The sequence below is a fragment of the Comamonas koreensis genome (assembly GCF_021026195.1).
GTDB classification, from domain to species: Bacteria; Pseudomonadota; Gammaproteobacteria; order Burkholderiales; family Burkholderiaceae_C; genus Comamonas; species Comamonas koreensis.
Map to the genome: position 1 here is coordinate 57,898 of NZ_JAJNCT010000014.1, position 24,140 is coordinate 82,037.

Below are 24,140 nucleotides of genomic sequence, written 5' to 3' on the forward strand. Positions count from 1 at the left end.
CACAGCACCCGCTATCGCCCCCGTCCCACAAGGCAAACAGACGTATCTGGCGCAGTGAATCGAGTGGTTTGGACACAATGCTTCAGCATGTGTTTGCGTCCCGATGGTCCTTCGATGCGAACCGTCTTGCCAGTGGCTAAAAATGATTACTTATTTGTATGTAGAAGATGACGAGGACATCCGTGAAGGCTTTATGGCCGTGATGGAGGCCCCGCATCGTGAGATTGTGGGCGTGGACAGCGCCGAAGCCGCGCTGGCTACAGGCGAGCCTGGACGCTTTGATGTGCTGGTGACGGACGTGAGCCTGCCAGGCATGTCCGGCACCGATCTGGCCCGGCAGTGGTTGGCGGCGAACAGCCAGCGCCATGTGCTGCTGATATCGGGCTATGAGTTCAAACTGGGCCTGGGCAGCATTGGCCCGAATGTGAGAGCGCTGCTTAAAAGCGCGGAGCCCGAAGAGCTGGAAGCCATGCTGGAGCGCATCGAAGCGCTATTGCCAGCGCGCCCGCAGTAAGACTCAAGCCTCTTTGCCACGCGGGCTGGCGATCAGGCTTTTGATCAGACCCAGCAGTTTTTGCGGCTGCAGCGGTTTGGCCATGTGGATATCAAAGCCCGCAGCGATGGCGGCCTCGCGATCGGCTTCGCGGCCAAAGGCGGTGAGGGCAATGGCAGGCACTCGCGAGAAGCTGGCCTGCGCCGCGCGCACCTCGCGCATCAGCGCATAGCCATCTTTGCCGGGCAGGCCAATGTCGCTCACCAGCAGATCGGTGCCCTGCGCTTGCAGCAAGGCCATCGCGCTGTCCGCCTCTGCCGCCCGCGCTACCGTGGCACCTCGCTCTTGCAGAATCAGCACCAGCAGGCTGGCCACTTCTTCATCGTCTTCCACCACCAGAATGCGGCTGCCCTGCAATTCCTCATGGCTGCCATCCTGGCTGGCACCGGCTGCGTCGGCCTTGGGCTGCTCGTCTGGCGCGCCGCCACTGAGCGGCAGGTAGATGCTGACCAGCGTACCTTTGCCCAAGCCCTCGCTGGCGACATCGATGCTGCCCGTGTGCAGATCCACGAGGTGTTTGACAATCGACATGCCCAAACCCAGACCGCCCGCCGAGCGGCTGCCCGGGCTGGCTGCCTGGGTGAACTTTTCAAAAATACGCTCCAGAAAACTTGCCTCGATGCCCTTGCCGTGGTCGCGCACCTGCAGCAGCAGTTGCGCCTCGTCCACGGCCAGCTTCACTTCCAGCAAGCCCCCGTCCTGCGAGAACTTCACCGCGTTGCTCAGGATGTTCCAGAAGATCTGCTGAAAGCGTGCCGGATCCAGCCAGGCCTTGCGGCCTTGGGTGTCCAGCGCCACATCGAGCACCAGCTTCTTGGCATCGATGCCTGCCTTGAGAGAATCGAGCGACGAAGTGATCAGCGCGGCCGGGTCCACCCATTCCCGCTCCAGGGTCAGCTTGCCGGAGTTGATGCGCGAGACATCGAGGATGTCGCTGATGATGCGGGCCTGGGTGCTGGCGTTGCGCTTGATCGCGTCCAGGTTCCTGGTGAACTCGGGCGGGGGCGATTTGCGCAGCACCTGGTGCACATTCATCATGATGGCGCTGAGCGGGTTGCGCAGCTCGTGCGACAGCACGGCAACAAAGTCGTCCTTGGAGCGGCTGTAGCGCTCGGCGGTGGCACGCGCGGCCTGCTCGCGCTCCAGCAGCTGCTTGCGCTCCAGCTCCAGCTGGATGCGGTTGGAGACATTGGCGACGGCCGCCACGCGCAGCTCGCCCTTGACCCTGGGCGCCATGCTCCATTCCACATGCAGCAGCTGGCCCTGGGCATCAAGCAAGGCCACTTCCTCGCGCCAGACCGCATCCTTGCTCTGGGGTGAGCACAGCGACTGGATGCGCTCCGCATGGCCGCTGGCGGCAAAGCGCGATACCGCCTGGCCCAGCACCTCGGCAGCGGGGCGGCCCAGCATTTCTAGCATGGCGGGGTTGGCGTCCACAAAGCGGCCTTCATCGTCAATCAGCGCGATGCCGCTTTGGGCTTGCTCGTAGATGGAGCGGAACTTGGCTTCGCTCTGGTGTACCCGCAGTTCAGCAAGCCGGGCGCGTACCAGCGCCTGGATGGTGGCCACCAGCATGGCCGGCTCGGCCGGGTGGGTCAGGTAGGCGTCGGCGCCGGCATCCAGGCCGGCCACCTTGTCGGTATCGGCCACAAAGGCGGCCGACAGATGCACGATGGGCAGCGACGTGGTTTGCTGGCGCTCGCGGATCATGCGGCAGACCTCGAAGCCGCCGATATCGGGCAAATGCACATCCAGCACCACGGCCGAGATGTCGCCCAGCGACATGTCGAGCGCGTCCTGCCCGGTGCCCGCCTCCAGCGTTTTGAAGCCGGCAGCCCGCAGCGCGCGCGCGGTGGCGTAGCAGGTGGCGGGGTTGTCATCGACCACCAGAACCGTGTGCTGGGACCGGTCGATGCTGACATTGAGTCTGGCAGTGACAGAGGGCATGGCGTTTAGGTTGCCGAATTATCGGCAGAAACAGGTAGCGTGGCGGTGGGGACGCTGATCGGGATCGTGACATAGAAGGTAGAGCCTTTGTGCGCCTCGCTCTCCAGCGCCACATCTCCGCCCAGCAGCTCTGCCAGGCGCTTGCTCAGCGACAGGCCCAGACCGGTTCCGCGCAAGCGCTTCTGGATGGGCGAGTCAATCTGGGAGTAATCGCGGAAGATGGCATGGTGGAACTCCGGTGCAATACCGATGCCGGTGTCCGCCACGGCAAACTGCACCGAGGTCTCCGAGATGCGCCTGGCGCTGACCCGGATCTCGCCGTGCTGGGTAAATTTGAGGGCGTTGCTGATGAAGTTGCGCAGAATCTGCGCCAGCTTGCGGTCGTCCGAGAACAGCTTGGGCACGTTCTGCGGCTCTTCAAAGACCAGCAGCACATCGGGGTTGGTGATGACTGGCTTGAACATGCCGCGCAGTGCAGAGAACACATCGACCATCTCGAACCAGGCCGGCGATACCTCGATGCGGCCGGCTTCGACCTTGGCCAGGTCCAGCAGGTCGTTGACCATGTCGGCGAACTCGGCCGAGGTGGTCTGGATAAAGCGCACCTGTTTTTCCTGCTCTTCGGTCAGGGGCCCATCAATGCGGTCTTGCAAGATGCGCGCAATGCTCTGGATGGCACCGATGGGCGTGCGGAACTCGTGGCTCATATAGGCCAGGAAGCGGCTTTTCAGCTCGGTCGCCTGGCGCAGGTTGTCGGCCTGGGCATCGAGCTCGGCATACAGCGCCAGCACGCCCCGGTTGGTCTCTTCCAGCTCGGCACGCAAGGCCTCCACCTCGGCCTGGCTGGCGGCCAGGGCCTGCGCCAGCGCATCCGCTTGCGGGGCAGCGTGGGCGGCGGTGGCATCGGCAGTAAGGTCTTGTTCGGTCATGTCATTCATCGGCGTCTTTCAATCGGCCCGGCGCACGATCAGCACGGTCACATCATCCCGCCCACGGCCGTAGTCGCGCACCAGCACGGCCACCGCCAGGCCTGGGTCGCGTCCCAGCAGGGCCGTCACGGCCTCCGGTGGCCAGCGCGACTGCAGGCCATCGCTGTGGCAGACCACCATTGCATGCTCGGGCCAGTCCATGCGGGTGGGCTGCACATGGCGCATCTGTACGCCCACCGTGCCGTTCTGCACCAGGATGGCGCGGTTATAGACGCCGCTCACCAGCCGGATCGCGACATTGCCGGCGCCTGCCGCCAGCAGCGCGCTGGCCTCGCCATCAAGCTGAACGCAGGTCACCGCAGCGCCACGCGTGGATCGCAAGGCGGTGTGGGCGTCTTCCAAATGGGTTTGCAACTCGGCAAAGGGTTGTTTGACAAACACATCCACGGCCGCTTGCGATGCCTCGGCCGCATGCACGCCATGGCCCAGGCCATCGGCCACCAGCAAGGATGCGCGCTGCCCATCCAGGGCCAGCGCCCAGGCATCGCCGCAGACCGATTCGCCCGGCGCGGGCAGCGCCAGCACCGAGACGCGAAAGGCGCGCGTTTCAGCGACCTTGGATACCGGCCTGAAGCGCGCCAACACCACCGTGCCCTTGTCGGGCTCGGAGTGGATGTCGAAATCTGTCGCCAGCCTTTGTACGGCGCCCAGGCCCGTGCCCGGAGTGCTGCCAGTCGAATAGCCATCGCGCATCGCCAAGGGCAGGTCGCCAATGCCGGGGCCTTCGTCCACCGACAGGATTTCCAGCTCGGGCACATCGCCGCTGCGGCTGGCAATCCAGAGCTGGCCGCGCTGCGCATGCTTGCACAGGTTATTACCCAGCTCGTTGACCACGATCGCGGCCTGGCCTGCCAGCACCTCGTCAAAGCCCAGGTCGCGGCACAGCGCGGCCACATGGCGCCGCGCTTCGCCCACGCGGCTGGGCTCGTCTACCGGAAACGCGCTGTGGCAAGTGCCTTGAATTATTTCCATCGGGTCACACTGACGCAGGTGCCAACGCCTACTGTCGATTCCAGCTCAAACTCATGCACCAGGCGCTTGCTGCCCGACAGGCCCAGGCCCATGCCGTTGCCCGAGGTCCAGCCATCCTTGAGCGCCAGGCCCATATCTGGAATGCCTGGCCCTTGGTCTCTAAACCGCAGGCGCAGCCCTTGCTTGATGCCATCGACCAGCAGCGCCCATTCCATCTCACCGCCGCCGCCATACACCACCGTGTTGCGCGACAGCTCACTGGCGGCTGTGATCATCTTGGTCTGGTCCACCAGCGAGAACTTCAGCTGCACCGCCAGTTTTCGCACCACCTGGCGGCTGGCGACAATGTCGGCCTCGCTGCGCAACGGGACGGAGCCTTGGGTTTCATTCGACAAGGTCGTCTCCATCGGCGGCGGCTGCTTCCAGCAGCGCCATGCCACGGCTCACGTTCAAGGCGGTCTTCACGCCGTCCAGCGACAGGCCCAGCTCCACCAGGGTGATGGCTACTGCCGGCTGCATGCCGACGACGACGGTCGTGGCATCCAGAATGCGGCCAATGCCAGAGATGGCGGCCAGCATGCGCCCGACAAAAGAGTCAACAATCTCCAGCGCAGAGATATCAATCAGGACGCCATTGGCGCCCGTCTTGGCGATCTGTTCGGCGAGGTCATCCTGCAGCGCCATGGCGGTCTGGTCTTCCATATCGACCTGGATGGTGACCAACAGGGACCGCCCCATGCGCAAAATTGGAATGCGATACATACGAGGCCCGCTTATTTGGTCTTGGTAAAAACGTAGCCGTTTCGCTTCATCGCCAGCGCCAGTGCATCGGCCAAGGTTGCCTTGGTGGTGACCGAGTTCAGGTCAATGCCCAGGTGCACAATGGTCTGCGCGATTTGCGGGCGAATGCCGCAAATGATGCAGTCCGCCCCCATCAGGCGTATGGCAGTCACCGTCTTGAGTAAGTGCTGCGCCACCAGCGTATCGACCGTGGGCACGCCGGTGATGTCGATGATGGCCAGAGCCGACTCGGTCTCCACAATGCGCTGTAGCAAGGATTCCATCACCAGCTGGGTGCGGCTGGAATCCAGGGTGCCGATCATCGGCACCGCCAGTACGCCATCCCAGAGCTTGATCACGGGTGTCGACAGCTCCAAAAGTTCTTCCTGCTGGCGGCTGATCAACTGCTCGCGGGTGCGCTGGTAGGCGTCCACTGTCCACTGCGCCAGGGCATCGACATAAAACGATACGCGGCCAATGGCGTCCACCAGTGCATGGCTGTCGGCTGCCAGCTCGCGCTGCAGCGCTTCAAAGATGGGCTGCTTGAGTGCCAGCACAAAGGCGCTCGTGCTGCCTGCTGTGCTGCCCTGGGCGGCACGCGATGCCGACAGACGCTCCAGCGCCGACTTGACCGGCTGCCAGGCGGCTGAGCCGGAATTCTGTGCATCAGCCGATTGGATGGCGGGCAAGAACGCAGAGAAAATCTCTGCCGCCTCGCTACGAACTTTGGCCGGCGCATGGGGCCCGCTGGCTGCCAGTACCCAGTTCTCTACCAGCGAGGATTTTTCGCGCTCCAACACGTCCACCAAAAACTGCTGATTTGTGCTCACGGCATCCCCTTTGCGACTACGACTTACATATTTACACCTGTAAGAATTATGGTGTAACCCGCTGGAGGCCCAAACGCTCACGCCTCAGATACGCGCATCTCGGCGTATCCGCCTACAAAAATAGGTTTGCTTATTCAGAAAATTGATGGGTTACAGATTGTCGGCAGCGCTGCAGGACATTCATCCACAGCTCTATGGAGACACCAATGACTCGCATCTACACATTTGAAAATACAAACGCCCCGAGCCGCAGGACTGTTGTCCCGCTTGCCGGGGCGTACTCAGACGGCGTATCGGCGCCGTGAGTGGCAGAAGAAGGCCGATGCTCACATTGTTGAGCCGTTCATGCAGGTTAGAACCGGATGGAAAGGGGAAGCATGAACTCGGCAAGAAACTGTGCTAACCCGCTAACTGCTTGGCGTTTTGCAGTGCGGCCAGGCGACGGTACTTTTCGAAGGTCTTGCTGATGTCCGTGGACACGGCGGGAACATAGCGGTTTTGCTTTTCACCACGCTGCGCGACTAAGGGTCGGGTTGGCATGGTCAGCATCGGAAATGACGGCTGGTGTTGCATGACTAACTCCTTTCTTCGATGGCTCCATGATCGCGCTGCCTCAGGGGAGTTGGTGTAGGCGTCGTCTGAGGAATGTCAACTGATTTCAGCTGACTGCTTGTAGTGCTTTTGCTCATGGCCGCGTCTCGTATCGCAGTCCCATCAGCCGGGAGAAGACATGCCCGCATCAGCGGGCATGTCAGCGGAGCGAGGGGCTCGTGGTGCTCAAGGGGGCGACTTCTTTTTGTCTTCAGTGGGTTCGGGATGTTCGATGCTCTCATGCTGCTGCTGCTCCGGTGGCAGCTTGAGCTTGTCCTGCATCTGCGTTTCGGTCTCCGGCTTTTCGCCGTTGGGGCTTTGATAGCCTTCCTGTCGGTTGCTCATGGGGGCTCCTCAAAAGTTAGCGGTGTAGCCTATGATCAGCCACTTGGACAGCTTAAGTACGCGATGAATACGGGTATGTAGTCTTCGTCCCAGAAAGGCCGTAGTGGGGCATCAGCGATAGCGCCAGAGGCCAGAGGCACCACAGTCCGCCCCCAGGCGCCATTGCGCCGCGTTGGAGGCTGTTTGCACGGGTGACTTCGGCGGGTGGCGAACCAGTGCGGGTGGCCGGTGAGGACCAACTGCGTCCCGGCCTCGATAGAGTTGTGCATCGGCGACTTTGCAGCGCTACACCCAATACCTGCAGGGCCCAGAGTCCGGGGTGCCGGGCGTCCAGGACGCCCCCAAGGTGGGGCCGTTGATGGGTTTCTGCAGTCTCGCAGGGGCAAGATGTAGCCGGCACGGCATCTGGCCGGTTTTCAGACCTTGGAGAAATGCCGATTCAATCAGCCAGCGATGCCGCTGACCGCTGGTGCAGACTAGAGGATGCATGCGGCGTCTGAGCGCCGTAAAAAAACCAGCAGGCTTGGCGCATTTGCCTGCAACAGTTGATAGCTGAGCCTTGAAAAACACCCATCCGCCATAAGGGCCTGCTGGCGTACGGCCTTGGCAACACCGTGCCCCCAAGACCATGGCGACCGCTGTTCATCACAAGCACTGGCGCATGCACATATCAGCGCACTTGCCTATTACTGGATGAGGGTGCGCACGCGCGAGAAAGTGTTGACCCAGACAAGGCGCGTCCTGGCTGATAAGAACCACTGGCTTTACCTGCAGCCGCGCGTGGGAGCGCCAGCTTGCCGACCGATGGTCTGGACGAGCCGAACCATTGGGCGCAACCAATGGCGGTGTTGCAACAGCATGTTCTCAGTTGTCCCAATGGCAGGGGACCAGGCTGGATGCCTGCACCCTAGGGAAGTTGCTGATATGCATGGAGGGAAGTTACATGCAGACGCTTGCCAGGAAACGCTAAGTGCCCCGGCTTTATCGCTCGCTATGCAGACCGTTCCGGGTGCGCATTGCTGAACGGAAGGGCGGATCAAGCGCGCAGCCATCACGCGGTTCGACACGCGTCATTCCTAGAAATTTCTATTAAATAAATAGCAATAGAAGACCACCAAAGCATGATCTCTCACGGGTATGGTCGTAGTTAATGCATGGCGCTGAGGTGTTTGCAAATGCCTTGGGTGGAGGATTTATTAATAGGCTGCGTCTTTGCCAAGCCAGTCATTTGTTGACCCTGAAATTTATTTATTTGTTGAATGTTTTCATATAAACGATCTTTGCTAATGCTTCGCTAGTGCCGACCCGTGTGGGGCTGCCATGAGGCGGTAAGGCATACAAACAACAAACTCATACATTGTTATTAATTAATAACTTTCTGGGTTAGAATAATTGACAATAGCTATAGAGTATTTATGAATTCACGTTAATAAATATTTTCTATAGAGAGAATTAGGGAGGTGGAATTCCTCCTCGCGGTTTCATTGTCAGTTGTGTTTAAAAACTCAATCCTTATTTTCTAGGTGCCATATGAATAGCATTATTGAGAATTGGAGAAAAATATTCTTCAACCGGTGGGGGCTGTGCTACCTCTTTTGGCATTCGTGTTCTCCGCGCACGCGCAGACATGCGACCTAGGCAGTAATGGCGCTGCGTCGGGTCAGAGTTTTCAACTGCAAGGTGTCAACAGTACTGTTGGCGTGACGATGAGTGCCGCCTCCACCTACGGGGGAGGCAGCACGTTCACGATACAGAACGTCCAAGGGGTAGCGAGGTCCTTCACCAGCCCTGGCTTCCTGCGTGCGAACGGGGAGACGGTACTAACCTATACATTTACACCGCCGGTTCCCGCTAACCGAATTGCGTTGCTGGTGTTTGATATCGGAATAGCGCCAGCGCCTACCTATACGCCGTCGATGACATTGGCGGTGACGGGTGGGGCGAGTCCTGCTAACTTCAGCGGCTCTGCCGTGTCCCAAGGTGCCACTCCGCTCAATCCGCTGACCTACACCCCTGCAACCGGTGTATTGGCAAAGACAAATCCCGCATCCAATGTGCGCGAGTCGGGTGCCATTGTTGGGAGCTCGACGAACCTGGTCTCGACGTTGACATTGAGCACGGCGGGGCTATCAGCTGGCGATACGGTCGGCTATGGGTTGATATCGATTCCGACTTGCGTGACGACCCGCAAAGTCAGCTTGGGAGGAACTGGCACCTTCACTTTTGCCAACACCAACCTCTCCGATGCCACCAATTCGCTCACTACCACGGCCATCAATGTGCCTGTGACCAGTGCAACGGCCTTTGTCTCCAACCCATTGGCTGCCGTCAGCATTGCAGAAACGTTGCCCGCCTCGCCTCCCGGATGGCGCCTTGCAGCCGCTTCCTGTACCGATGCGAACAGTGCCATCACCGGCAACACAGGTACGTTCGGGACACGGACGGGCGATTCCATTTCGCTGCCGCCAGGTGTGCTCCATCCTCAGGCCAATATCACTTGCGAGATGCGCAATTCGCTCTTGCTCGCTGTCGATGACACACAGACCACCCTGATGGAGGTGCCAGTGAGCAGCACTGCCTCTATCTTCGCTAACGATACGGGAACAAATATCACCCTGGCAGGGCTTGACGGGTCGGCCTGCACAAGTTTCCCCTGCGTTCGCAATCTCGCGAATGGAACCCTTTCGGTCAGCGCGACTGGCAATTACACGTTTTCGCCGGCATCAGGTTTTGCAGGCGTGGTAACGGTTCCCTACCAAATCACCGATGCAGCTGCGTTGACGGCGACCGCAAATATCATCATCACCGTCACCCCCACACCCAAGCTGAGCTTGGCCAAATCCAGCAATGGGCCCTGGGCGGTACAGCAGAGCGGGGCGCTCTACAACTTGAGCGTCAGCAACAATGGCACCGCCGCCACCACGGGCGTGGTCACCGTGCGCGACAGCATGCCAGCAGGTATTACGGCCGTTGCCGGTACCTACGGGGGCTGGAGCTGTGCGGTCAGCGGCCAGGATGTCACCTGCACCAGCAGTGCCCCTATTGCAGTGGCAGGCGTGTCCACCATCAACCTGCCTGTGACGGTGGGTGCTGCTGCGGTTCCCAGTGTGGCCAACAGCGCTACCGTGGGCGGCGGTGGCGACCCAGCCAACGGCGGCACGGCCCCTGCGCCAGGCAGCTGTGCGGTGGGTGATGCCCATTGCTCCAGCAATACCACCGCCGTCAGCCTGCAAGCCAATCTGAGCATCACCAAAACTGCGAGCCCCAACGGTACCTATGTGCCAGGCCAGGCACTCAACTACCAGATCGTGGTGAGCAATGCCGGCCCGAGCGATGCCAATGGCGCAAGCGTGACCGACAACGTGCCTGCCAATGTGACCGTCAGCTCCTGGAGCTGCACGCCAGTGGCCAACTGCGGGTCTACCAGCAGCGGCACCGGCAACGCCATCAGCTTGACGGGTGTCAACCTGGCGAGCGGGCAGAGCATCACCATCAGCGTGAGCGGTGTTGTGCAGCTGAGCGCCACTGGTGACATCGTCAACAGTGCTTCGGTCACGCCACCAGCAGGGGTGGGCTGCAGTGTGCTGCCTTGCGACAAGACCAGCTCGACCACCAACACCAACAGCGGCGCACCCGCGCTGCGGATTCAAAAATCTGCCACGCCCGCTGCCTTTGCGGTCGGCCAGCCCGGCACCTACTCGATCCTGGTGGGCAACACGGGCACCAGCAGCACCGTGGGCCCCATCACCGTCAATGACACCATGCCCGCCGGTGTGAGCATCAACCTGCCTGTTACCGCAACAGGCTGGGATTGCAGTGCCAGCTCGGCCAGCCAACTGGCCTGTACCACCAATGCGGTGCTGCTGCCGGGCTCCAACGCCCCGGTCATCAATGCCCCGGTCAGCGTGGCCGCCGGCGCGCCAGCGCTGGTCAGCAACAATGCCACCGTATCGGGCGGCGGCGCCAGCTGCACCACCGGCTGCCAAAGTACGGTGAACACCAGCGTCAACACGCCCCGGCTGGATGTGGTCAAGACCCTCAGCAGCCCGTTTGTGGTCGGCGTTGCCAGCCAGTATGTGATCACGGCCACCAACAACGGCCAGGCACCCACCTTGGCCGGCACCATCACCGACGAAATCCCGGCCGGCTTGGCCATCGGTGCCTTGCCTGCAGCCTGCGCGGCCACAGGCCAGACAGTGACTTGCCAGGTACCTGCTGGCATTGCCACCGGAGGCGCGGTGAGCTTCACCATTCCCGTGACGCCCCAGCCCAGCGCCATTGGCCAAAGCCTGGTCAACACCGCGCAGGCCGATGCCAACACCGGCGACCCCAGCTGCCCGGCTGAGGCCCACTGCAGTGGCACCACCGACAACCCCGTCACCGCCCCGCAGCTGAGCTTGACCAAGCAAAGCTCCGTCGGTGCCTTCACCGTCGGTGTGCCTGCCCAGTACGTGCTGACCTTGAGCAACACCGGCACGGCCGCCACCACAGAGGCCGCCGTGGTGACCGACACCATGCCAGCGGGCCTGACCATCGATACGGCCAGCCTTCCTGCCGCTTGTACGCAAGTGCCTGCGGGCAGCCAGACGCTGGTCTGCACTGCCCCGGCCGGCTTGGCCAGCGGTGCCAGCACCAGCTTCACCATCGGTGTGACGGCGCAAAACGCACTCAACGGCCAATCGGTCAGCAACCAGGCGACCGCTAGCGGCGGCGGCGATCCGCTGTGCGCAGCAGGCACCGCCACGGCTGACCTGCCCGCACGCTGCAAGCCCCAGTCCACCACAGCGGTGGATGCGCCCCAGCTCACGCTGACCAAAACGGCCGCCAGCCTGTCGGTCGGTGTCCCGTCGAGCTACACCTTGACGGTCACCAACACCGGCACCGCGCCCACCAACGCGCCCATCACCGTGACCGACCTGGTGCCATCGAGCATGACCTTGGGCACCTTGCCCGCAGGTTGCACCGCAGCCGGCCAGCAAGTGAATTGCGTGAGCACAGCGAGCCTGGCGGCGGGCAACAGCATCAGCTATGTGCTGCCCGTCACCCCCCAGGCGAGCGCAGCACCGAGCGTGAGCAACTCAGCGAGCGTGCAAGGCGGTGGTGACCCCACTTGCCCCACGACGGACAACTGCAAGGTCACCAACACCACGGCCGTCGATGCGCCCAGCCTGCAGCTGAGCAAGACCGACAACGGCCCCTGGGTGGTCGGCCAGGCAGGTGCGCAGTACACCTTGACCGTCACCAACACCAATGCCAGCGTGGCCACAGTGGGCCCCATCACCGTGCGTGACAGCATGCCAGCGGGCATCACCCCGGCAGCGGGCACCTATGGCAACTGGGTCTGCACCGTCAGCGGTCAGGATGTGAGCTGTACCAGTGCGGCCAGCATTGCCGGCGGCAGCAGTGATGCGATCAACCTGCCTGTCACCGTCACCGCAGCAGCCGTCGGTGGTGCTACTGGCGATGTCACCAACCACGCCTCGGTCGGCGGTGGTGGTGATCCGTACAACGGCGGTGTGGCTCCACAGCCGGGTGCTGCCTGCACGGATGCATCGCATTGCACCAGCAAGCTCACCTCCGTCAGTACCGCTGCAGCGCTCAGCATCGCGAAGGCGCTGACCCAAGTCAATGGTGCGGCATCGCCCGCTGGCTACCAGGCGCAGCCTGGCGATACCTTGACCTACACCATCACGGTGACCAACAGTGGCGGCACGCTGGGGCAGCTCACTTTGACGGAGACGGTCTCGGCTGGCACTAGCTACGCCGGTACGGCAGAGGGCTGGAGCGCGGGCGATTGCACGACTGCAGGCACCAGCTGCACGCAAGCTGTCCAGGCGCCAGCCGCATCCAGTGCCGTGGTCAGCTTCACGGTACTGGTGGATACGCCACTGGCGCAGGCGGCGATCAGCAACGCCATCACCAGCGATCTGCCAGGCGCTTGCGGGGCTGGCTGCACGGTGAGCATCCCAGCCGCCTCTGCCAATGTGGTGGTAGCGACGCAGCCGCCGATCAGTGTTGCCGTGGGCAGCCCCGTGACGGTGGTCAGCAGCTGTACCAACCAAGGCCCTGCCGCCGCACGCAATGCCGACTGCGTGGTCTCGGGCGTGCCGGCCGATGCCACCAATGTGAGCACCGTGTGTACGGTAGATGGCGCGCCGGTGACCCCACCGGTGGCCAATCTGGCCAGCGGTGCGGCGATCAGCTGCACGACCACCTTTACGCCGGCAAGTCCAGGCGTGGTCAGCATCACCACGGCTGGCCGCAGCAACAGCTACGACCCCGACAGCAGCAGCAATACCGCCTCCACGGGGGTGACCGTCAGCCTGACGCCACCCGCGTTGGCACTGACCAAGACCAGCGCCGGTTCTGTCGTCGGTGGCGAAAGCCTCAGCTACACCCTGACGGTGACCAACAGTGGCCAGACCGACGCAGCGGCAGGCGTGCTGGTCTATGACCAGCTGCCAGCGGGCATGGTGGCTACGGCGGCCACCGGCGGCGTCTGCACACCGCTGGGCAGCGCGGGCGCTTTGCTCAGCTGCACCTTGGGCAGCCCGGTGGCAGCCAATGGCGGCACGGCAGTGATAGTGCTGACTGCGACTGCGCCCGATGTGGAAGCCAACCTCACCAACTATGCGTCGGTGGACCCTGCGGGCGGCACGCCGGCCCTGCCAGGCCCCGGCTGCACCAACTGCGCCAGCGCCACCACCGCCGTGAGCGCCCAGCCGGGGCTGGTGCTGCTCAAGACCAACAACGCGAGCAGTGTGACGGCAGGCAGTGTGGTGACCTACACCGTCACCATTCGCAACCCTGGCAGCCAGCCGGTCAGTGGGCTGAGCTGGTCGGATGCGGGTGGCAGCGGATTGTCGGATCTGGCGATCACCGGGCAATCGGGTGACGACAGGGGCTCAGTCCCTGGCAGCTGCACGGGTCTGACCTGCTCGGGTATCACGGTGGCCGCTGGCGGCATCGTGAGCTACACGGTCAGTGGCAAGGTCAGTGGCACCCCTGGCAGCACGGCGACCAACACTGCCTCGTTGGTAGGCGGGCGCTGCACGGTGGATGCACCTTGCACCTCGACGGACAGCGACGCCGTCGTCTCGGGCGAAGTGATTCCAGTGCCACTGGGATCGCGCTCGGTGCTGGCCTTGCTTGAGTTGCTGCTGATGGCTTGCGCGCTGTTCCAGCGCCATGTGCAGCACAAGCGCCGCTAAAGCCTAGACCGGACTAGCGCATCTCCCGCCCAGGAATTGCGCTTGAGCCATGAGAAACACCAGGCCACCCTCACGGTGGCCTGGTGCTTTATGGCAGCCCGAGCAGTGACAGGTTTAACGCAAAGCTGTAGCAGGGGCCTGGCGGATGGCGCCGGCAAAACCATGCTCCACACGGGAGTAGGGCCGGCCACTGGTGAGCACCCGGGGCGAGGCGCTCCAGGCAATCTGCGCGCCCAGGGCGGCCAGGCGGTCTACCAGCGCCTGGTCTTCGCCGCATTCGATGGCGTCAAAGCCGCCCGCCTGTTGGTAACACTGGGCGGACAGGCCCAGGTTGGCGCCATGCACATGGCGGTGGCCGTCGCGGTCCTGGTAGCTGGATTCAAAACGCAGGCGGGCTGCTTTGGCATCGGCACCATGGGCGTCCCAGCTGTCAACACCGACGGTGCCGCAGACCACATCGGCGCCCAAGGACAGCTGCACCGCCAGCCAATCGGGGGCCACACGGGTATCCGCATCGGTAAAGGCCAGCCAGCGCGCCTGGTGCTGCAGCAGGTGGCGGGCACCGGCAGCCCGGGCTCTGCCCACATTACGGGCATTGACGGCCAGCGTCACAAACGGCCATTGCCTGGCGATGGCAGCGCTGCCGTCGCTGCAGCTGTCCAGCACGACCACGACCTTGACTTCTTCGCCTGCCAAATCGGGGTGCAGGGTGGCCATGGCGACGCTCTCCAGACAAGCGTCAATCAGGTCTTCTTCGTTATGGGCGGGTATGCAGATGCCAATCATGGGGTGCTCACAATCTTTCCCAAACTTCCAGCAAGAAATCAGTCTCGCGGTGTTCCACCACGGTTTTGAGCGCTGCGCTGGCGCCTATCTGCGCATGGATGGTGTCAGCGGTCTGCTGCAGGTCGGGCGCCTGGTGGCGCCAGTGGCACATCAGCCAATGGCCTCCCGGTGCGAGAGAGGCTAGGCAGCGCTCGCTGAACAGCGCCAGATCGGAATCCCCCAGGTAATAGGCCAGCTCGGAGACCACCAGCAGGTCAAAGCCGCCGGCAGGCACCTCGGGCCATTCCTGCGGCAGTTGCAGCTTTTGCAGGTGCAACTGGCGCCGGTCCTCGCGCTGGACGCGGGCATTGCACAGCAGTACCGCAGATTCTGCAAAATCGGCGGCGATCAGTTGGTCGCAGCGCTCCAGCAGTGCCATCGTGGTCTCGCCATTGCCGCAGCCGGGCTCAAAGCCATAGCGATACTGCTCGCGTGGCAGCGATGCCAGCAACACCTGGCGCTTGCGCCGCTCGTACCACGCGGTCTTGACGGCCCAGGGATCGGGGGAGTTTTGGTAGAGCTGTTCAAAGTGTTGGCGTTGGTTCATCGCAATACCACCTCGAAGTTGCGCAGCAGGCGCGCCGTGGCCCAGCGGGGCAGGATCGGCGGTCTGCCAGTGGATGGATCGGGCAGCAGCTGGCTGCGAAAGCAGGACAGCGCCAGGCATTTACGATCGAGCTGGTCGGCGCTCAGCGGCATGCGCACGGCCTGCTGCCAGGGCACGCGCTGGTCGCCGGGGCTGGCCCAGTGCCAAGTCCAGATTGGTACTTCAAACAAGCGGCTGCCGACATCGGCCGTAGCAGCGGCGCAGGCTTCGCCGGTGGCTTCGTGGTCGGGGTGGCCGTCGTAGCGCCAAGGACAGAAGACGGCATCGGTTGGGCGCAGCAGTTGCTGCAGGCGCGACTCGAGCTGGGGTTGGTGGTCCTGCACCTGTCCGTCGGGAATGCGCAGGTGGATGATCTGGCTGCCCGGACAGAGCAGCGCCAGCGCCTGGGCGCTTTCGCGCTCGCGGGCCTGGGCCAGCTGGTCGGGCGTCCACAGGCGCGAGCCGGGGTGGCTGGCCTCGCCCGAGGTGACGGCAATCACCGTACAGGGCAGGGCGTTGGCCTCGCAGTGCTGCATGATCGCCGCCGTGGCCAGGATCTCGTCATCGGGATGGGGGGAGACAATGACGACCCGTTCACAGCCTTGCAGCAGTTCCTCGGCAGGCGTGGTGCCCAAAGGCGCTTGTGCCAGCCAGGATTGCCATTGCAATTCAGGCGTGCCTTCGCCTTCGATGTATCGGGGTTTCAGAGCTTCCATGGTGCGTTGTTCTCCTGTTCAGCGATGGCCTGCCCCAGGGCGGCCAGATCGCGTTCTGCATGGCTTTGTCGGATAAAAATAGGCAGGTCGGCCAGCAGCAAGGCCAGCGACCGGTCTTTGCAAAATGGTCCGGGGCCGAGTGCGCGCGGCACATGCTGCAGCACCTGCTGGGCCGCCGCCTCGGCGGCCAGGCGGGTGCGGTTCACTTCCCGGGTCCAGGGCTGCTCGGGCTGGGCATCAATATGGGAGGCCGTTGCGCGCAACAGCGCGGCTGTGGTCGAGAGCGCCACATCCACCGCGCCCAGGTGGGCCAAGGCATGGGGCTCGGCATGCTGGCGGCAGGCGCGCAGCAGCTGGCCGGCAATGCGGGCACTGGCGCCATACCAGCAGGCCGCTATGCCGGCGCCGCCATGCTGAAAGCCTGGCCGGCTCAGGTAGGCGCCCGGGCGGCCTACCAGGGTGGCGCTGGCGTTGTTCAGCTGCACATTCACACTGCCGCTGTCGGCCATGCCCACGGCTTGCCAGCCTTCGTCGCTGACCTGCACCTGCGGCTGCAGTAGGTTGACTGCCACCAGACAGCGTTCGGTATCGGACAGCCAGGCGGTGACCAGCGCATGGTCCACACTCTGCGCGCCCGAGCACCAGGCCTTGGTGCCGTTCAGCGTCACTTTGCTGCCGGGGACCAGTCCATCGTCCGCACTGATGGGCCTGGCCTGCACCCGGTTGCCCGGCGGCTCCGCACCCCAAACCGCCCAGATTCTGGCGGCTGCAGGCGCGGGAGTATCCAGCTCAGCCAAAATCGCCAGCGCATCGGTATGGCCTTCAAACAGCTTGACGAGGCTCAGGTTGCTGGCAGCCACCGCTGCCAGTGCCCGCCAGCGCGCCAGGGTCTGGCCGTGGCCCGGCAGGGGCAGTTGGTCCAGGCCCAGTGCCACTAGCGCGCGCAAGGTTTCACCGGGGTGCTGCAGCGCCGACTCGCTCAGAAAAATTTCCAGTTCGGTGGAGGCATTCATCATTCAACGGCCCATGCGTTGGGCTGCAGCGGCCGGGCGCGGCGCAGCATTACCACCCGTCACCACATGCAGATAGGGAAAGCTGCCATCCCGCGTCGGGCGGGTCATCGGCAGGTCGGCATCCGCGGCAGGGATACGGCTCAGCGCGGGAACCGAGAAGCGCGGTTTGCGCTGCACGGCCGGTTGGCACTGGCCCAGCGCCTGCAAAAAGCGCTGGCACCACCAGTGCACATCCTCGGTCTGGATCCGGGCCAGTAGCTTCTGATGGCGCTCGATGCGCTCAGCCAGCGGCATTTGCAGCGCTTGGTCAATGCTGTCGGCAGTGCTGTGCGCGTCATAGGGGTTCACCAGCAGCGCTTCTTGCAACTGCTCGGCGGCGCCGGCAAAGCGCGACAACACCAGCACCCCTGGGTCGTCGGGGTTCTGTGCGGCGATAAATTCCTTGGCGACCAGGTTCATGCCATCGCGCAGCGGCGTGACCAGGCCGACAGCGGCCGAGTGGCACAGCCCCGCGAGTTGGGCGCGCGTCAGCACCTGGTGGATATAGCGCACCGGCATCCAGTCCAGTTCGCCAAAATCACCATTGATGGCGCCGCACAGCGATTCAAACTCGCTGCGGATGTCGGCATAGGCCTGCAGATGCTCTCGGGTGGGCGAGCCAATCTGTACCAGGGTAGCGCTGCGCCGGTGCTCGGGATGGCGCTCGAGCAGATCACGGAAGGCATGGATCCGTTCGGGCAGCCCCTTGGAGTAGTCGAGCCGGTCAATGCCCACCACCAGGCGGCGCTGGCGATACGCCTGCGTCATGGTGCTTTGCACTTGTTGGGCTTGGGGCGTGTGCGTCAGCGCTGCAAAGGCATGGGCATCAATGCCAATCGGAAACACCTCGCAGCGTGTTTGCTCCCCATGGACGCGGTAGTGGTGGCGGTGGCTGATGCGGCCATCGGCTTGTGCGAGCACATAGCTCTCAAAATGCTGGAGGTCTTGCCGGCTCTGCAGGCCCACCAGGTCAAAAGCCATCAGGGCCTGCATCAGTGCCTTGTGTTGCGGGACGGCGCTGAGGGTGACCAGGGGAGGGAAGGGAATGTGCAAAAAGAATCCGATGCGCTGCTGGCAGCCCAGTGCGCGCAGCTCCGCAGCCAGCGCGATCATGTGGTAGTCATGCACCCAGATGACATCGTCATCCTGCAGCAAGGGCAGCAGTTGCTGCGCAAACTGCCGGTTCACCCGCTGGTAGCCGTCATAAAAAACGGGGTCGAACGCTGCCAGGTCCAGGCGGTTGTGGAACACCGGCCAGAGCACGTTGTTGCAAAACCCGCTGTAGTAGCTGTCGTGGTCGCGCTTGTGCAGCTCCGTGGTGGCCACGGTCACTGCATCCCATTGGCTGATGCTGAGTTGCGGCTCGGACTGGTCGCAGAGCTTGCCACCCCAGCCGAACCACAGTCCGCCCTGGCGTTGCAGCGCCTCTTCCAGCGCAATCGCCAGCCCTCCGGGCGCGGCATCTTGCGGATCGGCCACCCGGTTGGAGACAACGACAAGGCGGCTCATGGCTGCACCTCCGCCGGCTGGCGCAGGTTGCTGAGCATGCGCAGCTGGGTGCACGCCGCCTGCAGCCAGTGGTAGACGGCATCGACACCTTCGAGACGATGGCTGGCGGCGCTGGGGCCAGCCCCTACCTTGATGGCGACGCCGCGCTGGGCCAGAACGGCGGCAAAGCCGCTCTCGTCGCTGGAGTCATCGCCGAGGAAGAACGGGGTGCGCCCGGCAAAAGGTGCCTCCTGAAGAAATGCCTGGATGGCGCGGCCCTTGCTCGCGCCCACCGGCAGCATCTCCAGCACCCGCTTGCCGCGCAGCAAGGTCCACTGCGGCCGGTGGGCCAGCATGGACTGCAGGCTGCGCAGGCACAACGTTTCCAGCGAAGGATCGCGGCGGTAGTGCAGCGCGACCCCGCTTTGCTTGGGCTCCACATACAGAGTGGGGTGGGCCAGGGCCAGTTGTTCGCAGGCCTCGACCACCGCCGAGATATCCCCCGGTGCATCGCCGCATTGCTGGCCTTTGGCATCACGCCGCTGCGCGCCATGGGCGCCGGCACACGGGATTTGCAAGGGCCGCAGGTAATGGTCCAACACGGCTATCTCGCGGCCAGAGATGATGGCCACGGCACCGCCCAGCAGTGCCCGCAGCTCGCTCAGCAGCGGCACCAACTGTGCAGGCACGACAATGCTGTCCGGCGTGGGGGCCATCGGCACCAGGCTGCCATCAAAGTCCAGAAAAAGAGCCGCATCGGCGGGCAGATGCGGAGGCGGGGGCGAGGTGGCGAACATCAGGGTTCCAGCGGCTCGGGGCTGACCACGCGTTCGGACTCGGGGTCCTGCGGGATGTCGGGCTCCGTGCTGGGTGAGAACGGAGGATGCGGCGGGTCATCGCCGGGCTCAGGTGTCAACGGCTCCTGCTCGGGATAGGGTTCACCGACCGGGTCCATGCTTTCGTCTTCGGGGTAGTTGGGCTGTGTCGCAGGGCGGGTGTCGGCAGCGTTGTCAGGCTGCGTATCTGGCTTGGTGGTGCTCATCGGGTGCTCCTCGGTCGTATGCCTTCTAGGTTGGCCGCAGCCGCGCTCCGGGTCTGTAGGATTTCTGCGCCCGCGTTTGGAGTCATCGGAGCGAGTTGGCATTCAGCGCTTGCGCACATGGCGTTTGGCAGCGGCCTTGTCAGACCGCTCTGGCATGCAGGCAATACGAAGTTCCCATGCTGCATTGCCTTTTCCTCTCAGCCAGTCGGCTGCTAGGCGCTCAGACTGACGGCATACCTAGGAGGCCGGCATGACAGAGCAGCAAGGCAATGCCCCGACATCAACAAGAACCATCTGGAAAGGCGCGATCAGCTTTGGGCTGGTGCATGTGCCCATAGGCTTGTACACGGCTACACGCGACTCGGGCATCGACTTTGACTGGCTGGACAAGCGCTCGATGGAGCCGGTGGGCTACAAGCGCATCAACAAGCGCACCGGCAAGGAGATCGCCAGCAGCGACATCGTCAAAGGCGTGGAATACGAAGATGGCCGCTACGTGATCCTGAGCCAGGAGGAGATCAGCGCCGCCTTTCCCAAAACCACGCAGACCATCGAGATTGAGGCCTTTGTCGATGCCGATGACATCCCGCTGATTTACCTGGAGCGGCCTTACTACACGGCGCCCCTCAAGCGCGGAGAAAAAGTCTATGCCTTGCTGCGCGAGGCGCTGCGCAAGACCAACAAGGTGGGCGTCGCCAAGGTCGTCATCCAGACCAAGCAGCACCTGGCCGTGCTGGTGCCCTGCGGCCGGGCCCTGGTGCTGAACCTGCTGCGCTGGGGCGGCGATATCCGCTCGTTTGAGCAGCTCAACCTGCCTCCGCAATCGGCCAAGGCGGCAGGCATCAGCAGCGCCGAGATGGACATGGCAGTGGCCTTGATCGAAGACAAGGCCCAGGCCTGGAATGCCGACGACTTCAGGAATTCGTTCTCCGAAGAGATCCACAAGCTCATCGATGCCAAGGTCAAGTCGGGCGAGGTGGAAGAGGTGGTGCAGGCGCCCAAGGAGTCGCCGGTGTCAGGCGGCGCGGAGATCCTGGATTTGACCGCCTTGCTCAAACGCAGCCTGGCCGGTGGCGCCAAGACAGCCGAAACCAAGCCCGCTGCGCGAAAGCCCAAGGCCGCGCCGGTCAAGACCAGGGCCAGCGCCAAACCGCCCTCTACCGCCGCCAAAGCCAAGCCAAAGCCCAAGCCCGCTGCCAAATCGGCCAGCGCCCGCAAGGCTGCGCCGGCCCGGCGGCGTGCGGCTTAGTGGCTTGGCGCCCGGAGGTCCTGCATGCCCAGTTCATTGGACAAATACCAAGCCAAGCGCAATTTTGCCAAGACCCCTGAGCCGGCCGACGGGGGCGAATCGGTAGCAGGCCAGCTGCAGTTTGTCATCCAGAAACACTGGGCCAGCCATCTGCACTATGACCTGCGGCTTGAGCTCGATGGCGTGATGAAAAGCTGGGCAGTGCCCAAGGGGCCCAGCCTGGACCCCAGCCACAAGCGCATGGCCGTGCAGGTGGAAGACCACCCGATCTCGTACAACAGCTTTGAGGGCCAGATACCCGCTGGCCATTACGGCGCGGGCAAGGTCATCGTCTGGGACAAGGGCCTGTGGCTGCCGCTGGACGACCCGGAAGAGGGCTACCGCAAGGGCAAGCTGCACTTTGCGCTGCAAGGCCAGAAGCTCGGCGGCCGCTGGACCTTGGTGCGCATGAAGGGCAAGGAAGGTGAGCGCCAACCGCCCTGGCTGCTGATCAAGGAGGCGGATGACTTTGCGCGCAAGGAACATGAGCTGGACATTGTGACCGCCCGGCCCGACAGCGTGGCCAGTGAGCAGCGTGCGCACGCCGCCAAGACGCCTGCCGCACCGGCTGCCAAGCGCAGCAAGCACAGCACCGCCAAAGCCACCCCCTTGCCCACCACGATGGCGCCCCAGCTGGCCGTGCTGGCCGATGCGCCACCGCAAAACGCCGAGGACTGGGCCTGGGAGCTGAAGTTGGATGGCTACCGCATGGCAGCCCGCAAAAACGGCCGCCAGCTGCAGTTGTGGACGCGCAATGGCAAGGACTGGACGGCCAAGATGCCTGCGCTGGCAGCGGCTCTGCAGCATCTGCAGCTGAAGGATGCCTGGCTCGATGGCGAGGTGGTGGCGCTGAATGACCAGGGCCTGCCCGATTTTCAGCGGCTGCAGAACGCCTTTGATGGCGAGGGCACCACCGACCTTGTCTATTACCTGTTTGACCTGCCCTTTGCCGATGGCCATGATTTGCGTGGCCAGCCTTGGTTGGCACGGCGCGAGGCGCTGCAGGCGGCGCTGGATGCCAGCCCGGGCCTGGGCGACAGTGTGCGTCTGAGTGAGGCTTTTGCCGGCGATCCGGCGCAGTTGCTGGCTTCTGCCTGTGCGCTGGGTATGGAAGGCCTGGTGGGCAAGCGCAAGGATGCCGCCTACCACGCAGGCCGCACAGCAGACTGGATCAAGCTCAAATGCGGCCAGCGGCAGGAGTTTGTCATTGGCGGCTACACGCGGCCCAAGGGCACGCGCACGGGCCTGGGCTCATTGCTGCTGGGGGTGCATGGCAGTGACGGCCAACTGGTCTATGCCGGCAATGTGGGGACAGGATTTAACGAGGCCAGCCTGCGCGCGCTGACAGCGCAGTTGCAAAAGATGCGGACCAAGGCATGCCCCTTTGCCGACCCCGAGCGCATTGACTACGAAGCTCTGTGGGTCAAGCCGCAGTTGGTGGCCGAGGTCGCCTTTGCCGGCTGGACGGGCCAGGGCCGTTTGCGGCACGCGGTTTTTCAAGGGCTGCGCGAGGACAAGCCCGCCAATCAGATCACCCGGGAGAGAAGCACCACCATGCCTGTCCGCAAGAAAACCCCCAGTTCCACCGTCGGCATCGAGGTCAGCCATGCAGACCGCATCATGGACAAGAGCACGGGCGTGACCAAGCTGGACGTGGTGCGCTACTACGAGCAGGTGGCGCCGCTGATGATGGAGCACCTGCAAGACCGGCCTACCTCGCTGGTGCGCACCCCCGATGGGGTAGGGGGCGAGCATTTCTTTCAGAAGCACCTGCAGGCCCGCGCCATGGCCGGCATCGTGCAATTGCCCCAGTCGCTGGACCCGGAACACCCGCCGCTGCTGGCCATTGCCGGAGCCGAGGGCCTGGCCCAGGCGGCGCAGTTCAATGTGGTTGAGTTCCACACCTGGAACGCCAAACGCGACAAGATTCTTCGGCCCGACCGCATGACTTTTGACCTGGACCCGGGTGAGGGCGTGGCCTGGCCAGCGGTGCAGGAGGCCGCCGAGCTGGTGCGGGTGCTGCTGCAGGAGCTGGGCTTGGAGCCCTTTCTCAAAACCAGCGGCGGCAAGGGCCTGCACCTGGTGGTACCGATCCAGCGCCGCCACGACTGGGATACGGTCAAAGGCTTTTCCAAGGCCATCGTGCAGCACCTGGCCGCCACCGTGCCACAGCGCTTTGTGGCCAAGAGCGGCCCGCAAAACCGCAAGGGCAAGATCTTTGTCGACTACCTGCGCAACGGCTGGGGCGCCACCACCGTCAGTGCCTGGTCGGTTCGGGCACGGCCCGGCATGGGGGTGTCCGTGCCCATCGGCTGGTCGGAGCTGGGCCAGGTCAGCGGCGGCGCACATTGGGGTATCCAGTCCATCGAGGCGCGCTTTCGCAAGGGCAATGCGCCCTGGGACGGTTACGCCAAAGCGGCGGTGTCGATCACCGCAGCGATGAAGCGGCTGGGCGATGCTGGCCAAGCATCTGGCGATTGATATGTGTCAGGCTGAAAGCCGCCATATAAACCCAGTGCATATAAGCTGGGTTAGTCTTACGGAAAGCAAATAACAAGCCGGAGGTGCTCAGCAGGGTGCCTGTAGGACGTTTTCTGCTTATTTCGTAATTTTGAGATCGCTTGCTGGCGTTTTCGAGTAGTTTTGTTACAGTTTAACCACCAAAGCACTGGAGGCCAGAATGTCTACGCAGACCGGAAATGACAAGGAGAAAGACGCCTACCTGGATGCCTTGAAAGCCCAGGGCGCCCAATTGCTGGCTGACCATCCGGCAGAAGGAACCATTGAGCACGCACGGCTGTCCCTGATCGACGCCAAGATCGAGCAGCTGACGCGACCCATTACTGCAGACAGTTGGAAGACGCCCGAATACTGAGCCGCAGGAGGGTTGTACCAAACGTTGGTTCTTGTAAAAAAACTTTGCAA

The 24,140-nt window shown here is 63.3% G+C and carries 20 protein-coding genes; 5 read left to right on the forward strand and 15 right to left on the reverse strand.

Annotation, left to right across the window (positions count from 1 at the left end; genetic code table 11):
* Positions 1-142 precede the first annotated feature (142 nt).
* Positions 143-514: a response regulator gene (locus tag LPW39_RS13535; RefSeq protein ID WP_230775738.1), complete on the forward strand. Its 372-nt coding sequence runs from the start codon at positions 143-145 to the stop codon at positions 512-514.
* Between the two features lie 3 nt (positions 515-517).
* Here the strand turns inward: LPW39_RS13535 and LPW39_RS13540 are convergent, their stop codons facing one another.
* The 8 genes from LPW39_RS13540 to LPW39_RS13575 all read right to left on the reverse strand — a co-directional run bounded on the left by LPW39_RS13540 (position 518) and on the right by LPW39_RS13575 (position 7,007).
* A complete protein-coding gene (locus tag LPW39_RS13540; RefSeq protein ID WP_230775740.1) occupies positions 518-2,500 on the reverse strand; it encodes a response regulator in 1,983 nt (660 codons plus the stop codon).
* 5 nt (positions 2,501-2,505) lie between these two features.
* Positions 2,506-3,429, reverse strand: coding sequence for a sensor histidine kinase (locus LPW39_RS13545; RefSeq protein WP_230775747.1), 924 nt, complete (start codon positions 3,427-3,429; stop codon positions 2,506-2,508).
* Between the two features lie 18 nt (positions 3,430-3,447).
* Positions 3,448-4,461: an ATP-binding SpoIIE family protein phosphatase gene (locus tag LPW39_RS13550; RefSeq protein ID WP_230775756.1), complete on the reverse strand. Its 1,014-nt coding sequence runs from the start codon at positions 4,459-4,461 to the stop codon at positions 3,448-3,450.
* On the reverse strand, positions 4,452-4,856 hold the full coding sequence (locus LPW39_RS13555) for an anti-sigma regulatory factor (RefSeq protein ID WP_230775758.1): 405 nt from the start codon (positions 4,854-4,856) through the stop codon (positions 4,452-4,454). The genes LPW39_RS13550 and LPW39_RS13555 overlap by 10 nt, the downstream gene beginning before the upstream one ends.
* Positions 4,846-5,223 (reverse strand): STAS domain-containing protein, encoded by a 378-nt coding sequence (locus tag LPW39_RS13560; RefSeq protein ID WP_133856558.1) that lies wholly within the window; start codon positions 5,221-5,223, stop codon positions 4,846-4,848. The genes LPW39_RS13555 and LPW39_RS13560 overlap by 11 nt, the downstream gene beginning before the upstream one ends.
* An 11-nt stretch (positions 5,224-5,234) precedes the next feature.
* Positions 5,235-6,071, reverse strand: coding sequence for an STAS domain-containing protein (locus tag LPW39_RS13565; RefSeq protein ID WP_230775760.1), 837 nt, complete (start codon positions 6,069-6,071; stop codon positions 5,235-5,237).
* A gap of 399 nt (positions 6,072-6,470) precedes the next feature.
* A complete protein-coding gene (locus LPW39_RS13570; protein ID WP_230775762.1) occupies positions 6,471-6,644 on the reverse strand; it encodes a hypothetical protein in 174 nt (57 codons plus the stop codon).
* 204 nt (positions 6,645-6,848) lie between these two features.
* A complete protein-coding gene (locus LPW39_RS13575; protein WP_230775764.1) occupies positions 6,849-7,007 on the reverse strand; it encodes a hypothetical protein in 159 nt (52 codons plus the stop codon).
* Positions 7,008-8,923: 1,916 nt separating this feature from the next.
* Between LPW39_RS13575 and LPW39_RS13585 the strand changes: the two genes are divergently transcribed.
* Positions 8,924-14,218 (forward strand): beta strand repeat-containing protein, encoded by a 5,295-nt coding sequence (locus LPW39_RS13585; protein ID WP_456236974.1) that lies wholly within the window; start codon positions 8,924-8,926, stop codon positions 14,216-14,218.
* A 114-nt stretch (positions 14,219-14,332) separates the two neighbouring features.
* On the opposite strand, the gene LPW39_RS13590 is transcribed toward LPW39_RS13585, so the two are convergent.
* From LPW39_RS13590 to LPW39_RS13620, 7 genes are read right to left on the reverse strand one after another with little or no spacing between them, the layout of a single operon-like run.
* Positions 14,333-15,004, reverse strand: coding sequence for a glycosyltransferase (locus LPW39_RS13590; RefSeq protein ID WP_230775770.1), 672 nt, complete (start codon positions 15,002-15,004; stop codon positions 14,333-14,335).
* 7 nt (positions 15,005-15,011) lie between these two features.
* On the reverse strand, positions 15,012-15,590 hold the full coding sequence (locus LPW39_RS13595) for a class I SAM-dependent methyltransferase (protein ID WP_230775772.1): 579 nt from the start codon (positions 15,588-15,590) through the stop codon (positions 15,012-15,014).
* A complete protein-coding gene (locus tag LPW39_RS13600; protein WP_230775774.1) occupies positions 15,587-16,345 on the reverse strand; it encodes a PIG-L deacetylase family protein in 759 nt (252 codons plus the stop codon). The genes LPW39_RS13595 and LPW39_RS13600 overlap by 4 nt, the downstream gene beginning before the upstream one ends.
* Complete coding sequence (locus LPW39_RS13605) at positions 16,333-17,361, reverse strand: acyl-CoA dehydrogenase family protein (protein ID WP_230775776.1); 1,029 nt, start codon at positions 17,359-17,361, stop codon at positions 16,333-16,335. Before LPW39_RS13605 ends, LPW39_RS13600 begins: the two co-directional genes overlap by 13 nt.
* On the reverse strand, positions 17,362-18,906 hold the full coding sequence (locus LPW39_RS13610) for an alpha,alpha-trehalose-phosphate synthase (UDP-forming) (RefSeq protein WP_230775786.1): 1,545 nt from the start codon (positions 18,904-18,906) through the stop codon (positions 17,362-17,364).
* Entirely contained in the window at positions 18,903-19,682 is a 780-nt protein-coding gene (gene otsB / locus LPW39_RS13615; protein ID WP_230775796.1) for a trehalose-phosphatase, read from the reverse strand. The genes LPW39_RS13610 and otsB overlap by 4 nt, the downstream gene beginning before the upstream one ends.
* Positions 19,682-19,927 carry a hypothetical protein gene (locus LPW39_RS13620; protein ID WP_230775798.1) on the reverse strand — a complete coding sequence of 82 codons (246 nt, stop codon included), beginning with the start codon at positions 19,925-19,927 and terminating at the stop codon, positions 19,682-19,684. Before LPW39_RS13620 ends, otsB begins: the two co-directional genes overlap by 1 nt.
* Positions 19,928-20,177: 250 nt before the next feature.
* On the opposite strand from LPW39_RS13620, the gene ku reads away from it, so the two are divergent.
* The 3 genes from ku (at position 20,178) to LPW39_RS13635 (ending at position 24,090) form a co-directional block, all read left to right on the forward strand.
* Positions 20,178-21,176 carry a non-homologous end joining protein Ku gene (ku, locus tag LPW39_RS13625; protein WP_230775808.1) on the forward strand — a complete coding sequence of 333 codons (999 nt, stop codon included), beginning with the start codon at positions 20,178-20,180 and terminating at the stop codon, positions 21,174-21,176.
* Between the two features lie 24 nt (positions 21,177-21,200).
* On the forward strand, positions 21,201-23,696 hold the full coding sequence (gene ligD, locus LPW39_RS13630) for a DNA ligase D (protein ID WP_230775810.1): 2,496 nt from the start codon (positions 21,201-21,203) through the stop codon (positions 23,694-23,696).
* Positions 23,697-23,895: 199 nt separating this feature from the next.
* Complete coding sequence (locus tag LPW39_RS13635) at positions 23,896-24,090, forward strand: hypothetical protein (RefSeq protein ID WP_230775812.1); 195 nt, start codon at positions 23,896-23,898, stop codon at positions 24,088-24,090.
* Positions 24,091-24,140: the final 50 nt, after the last annotated feature.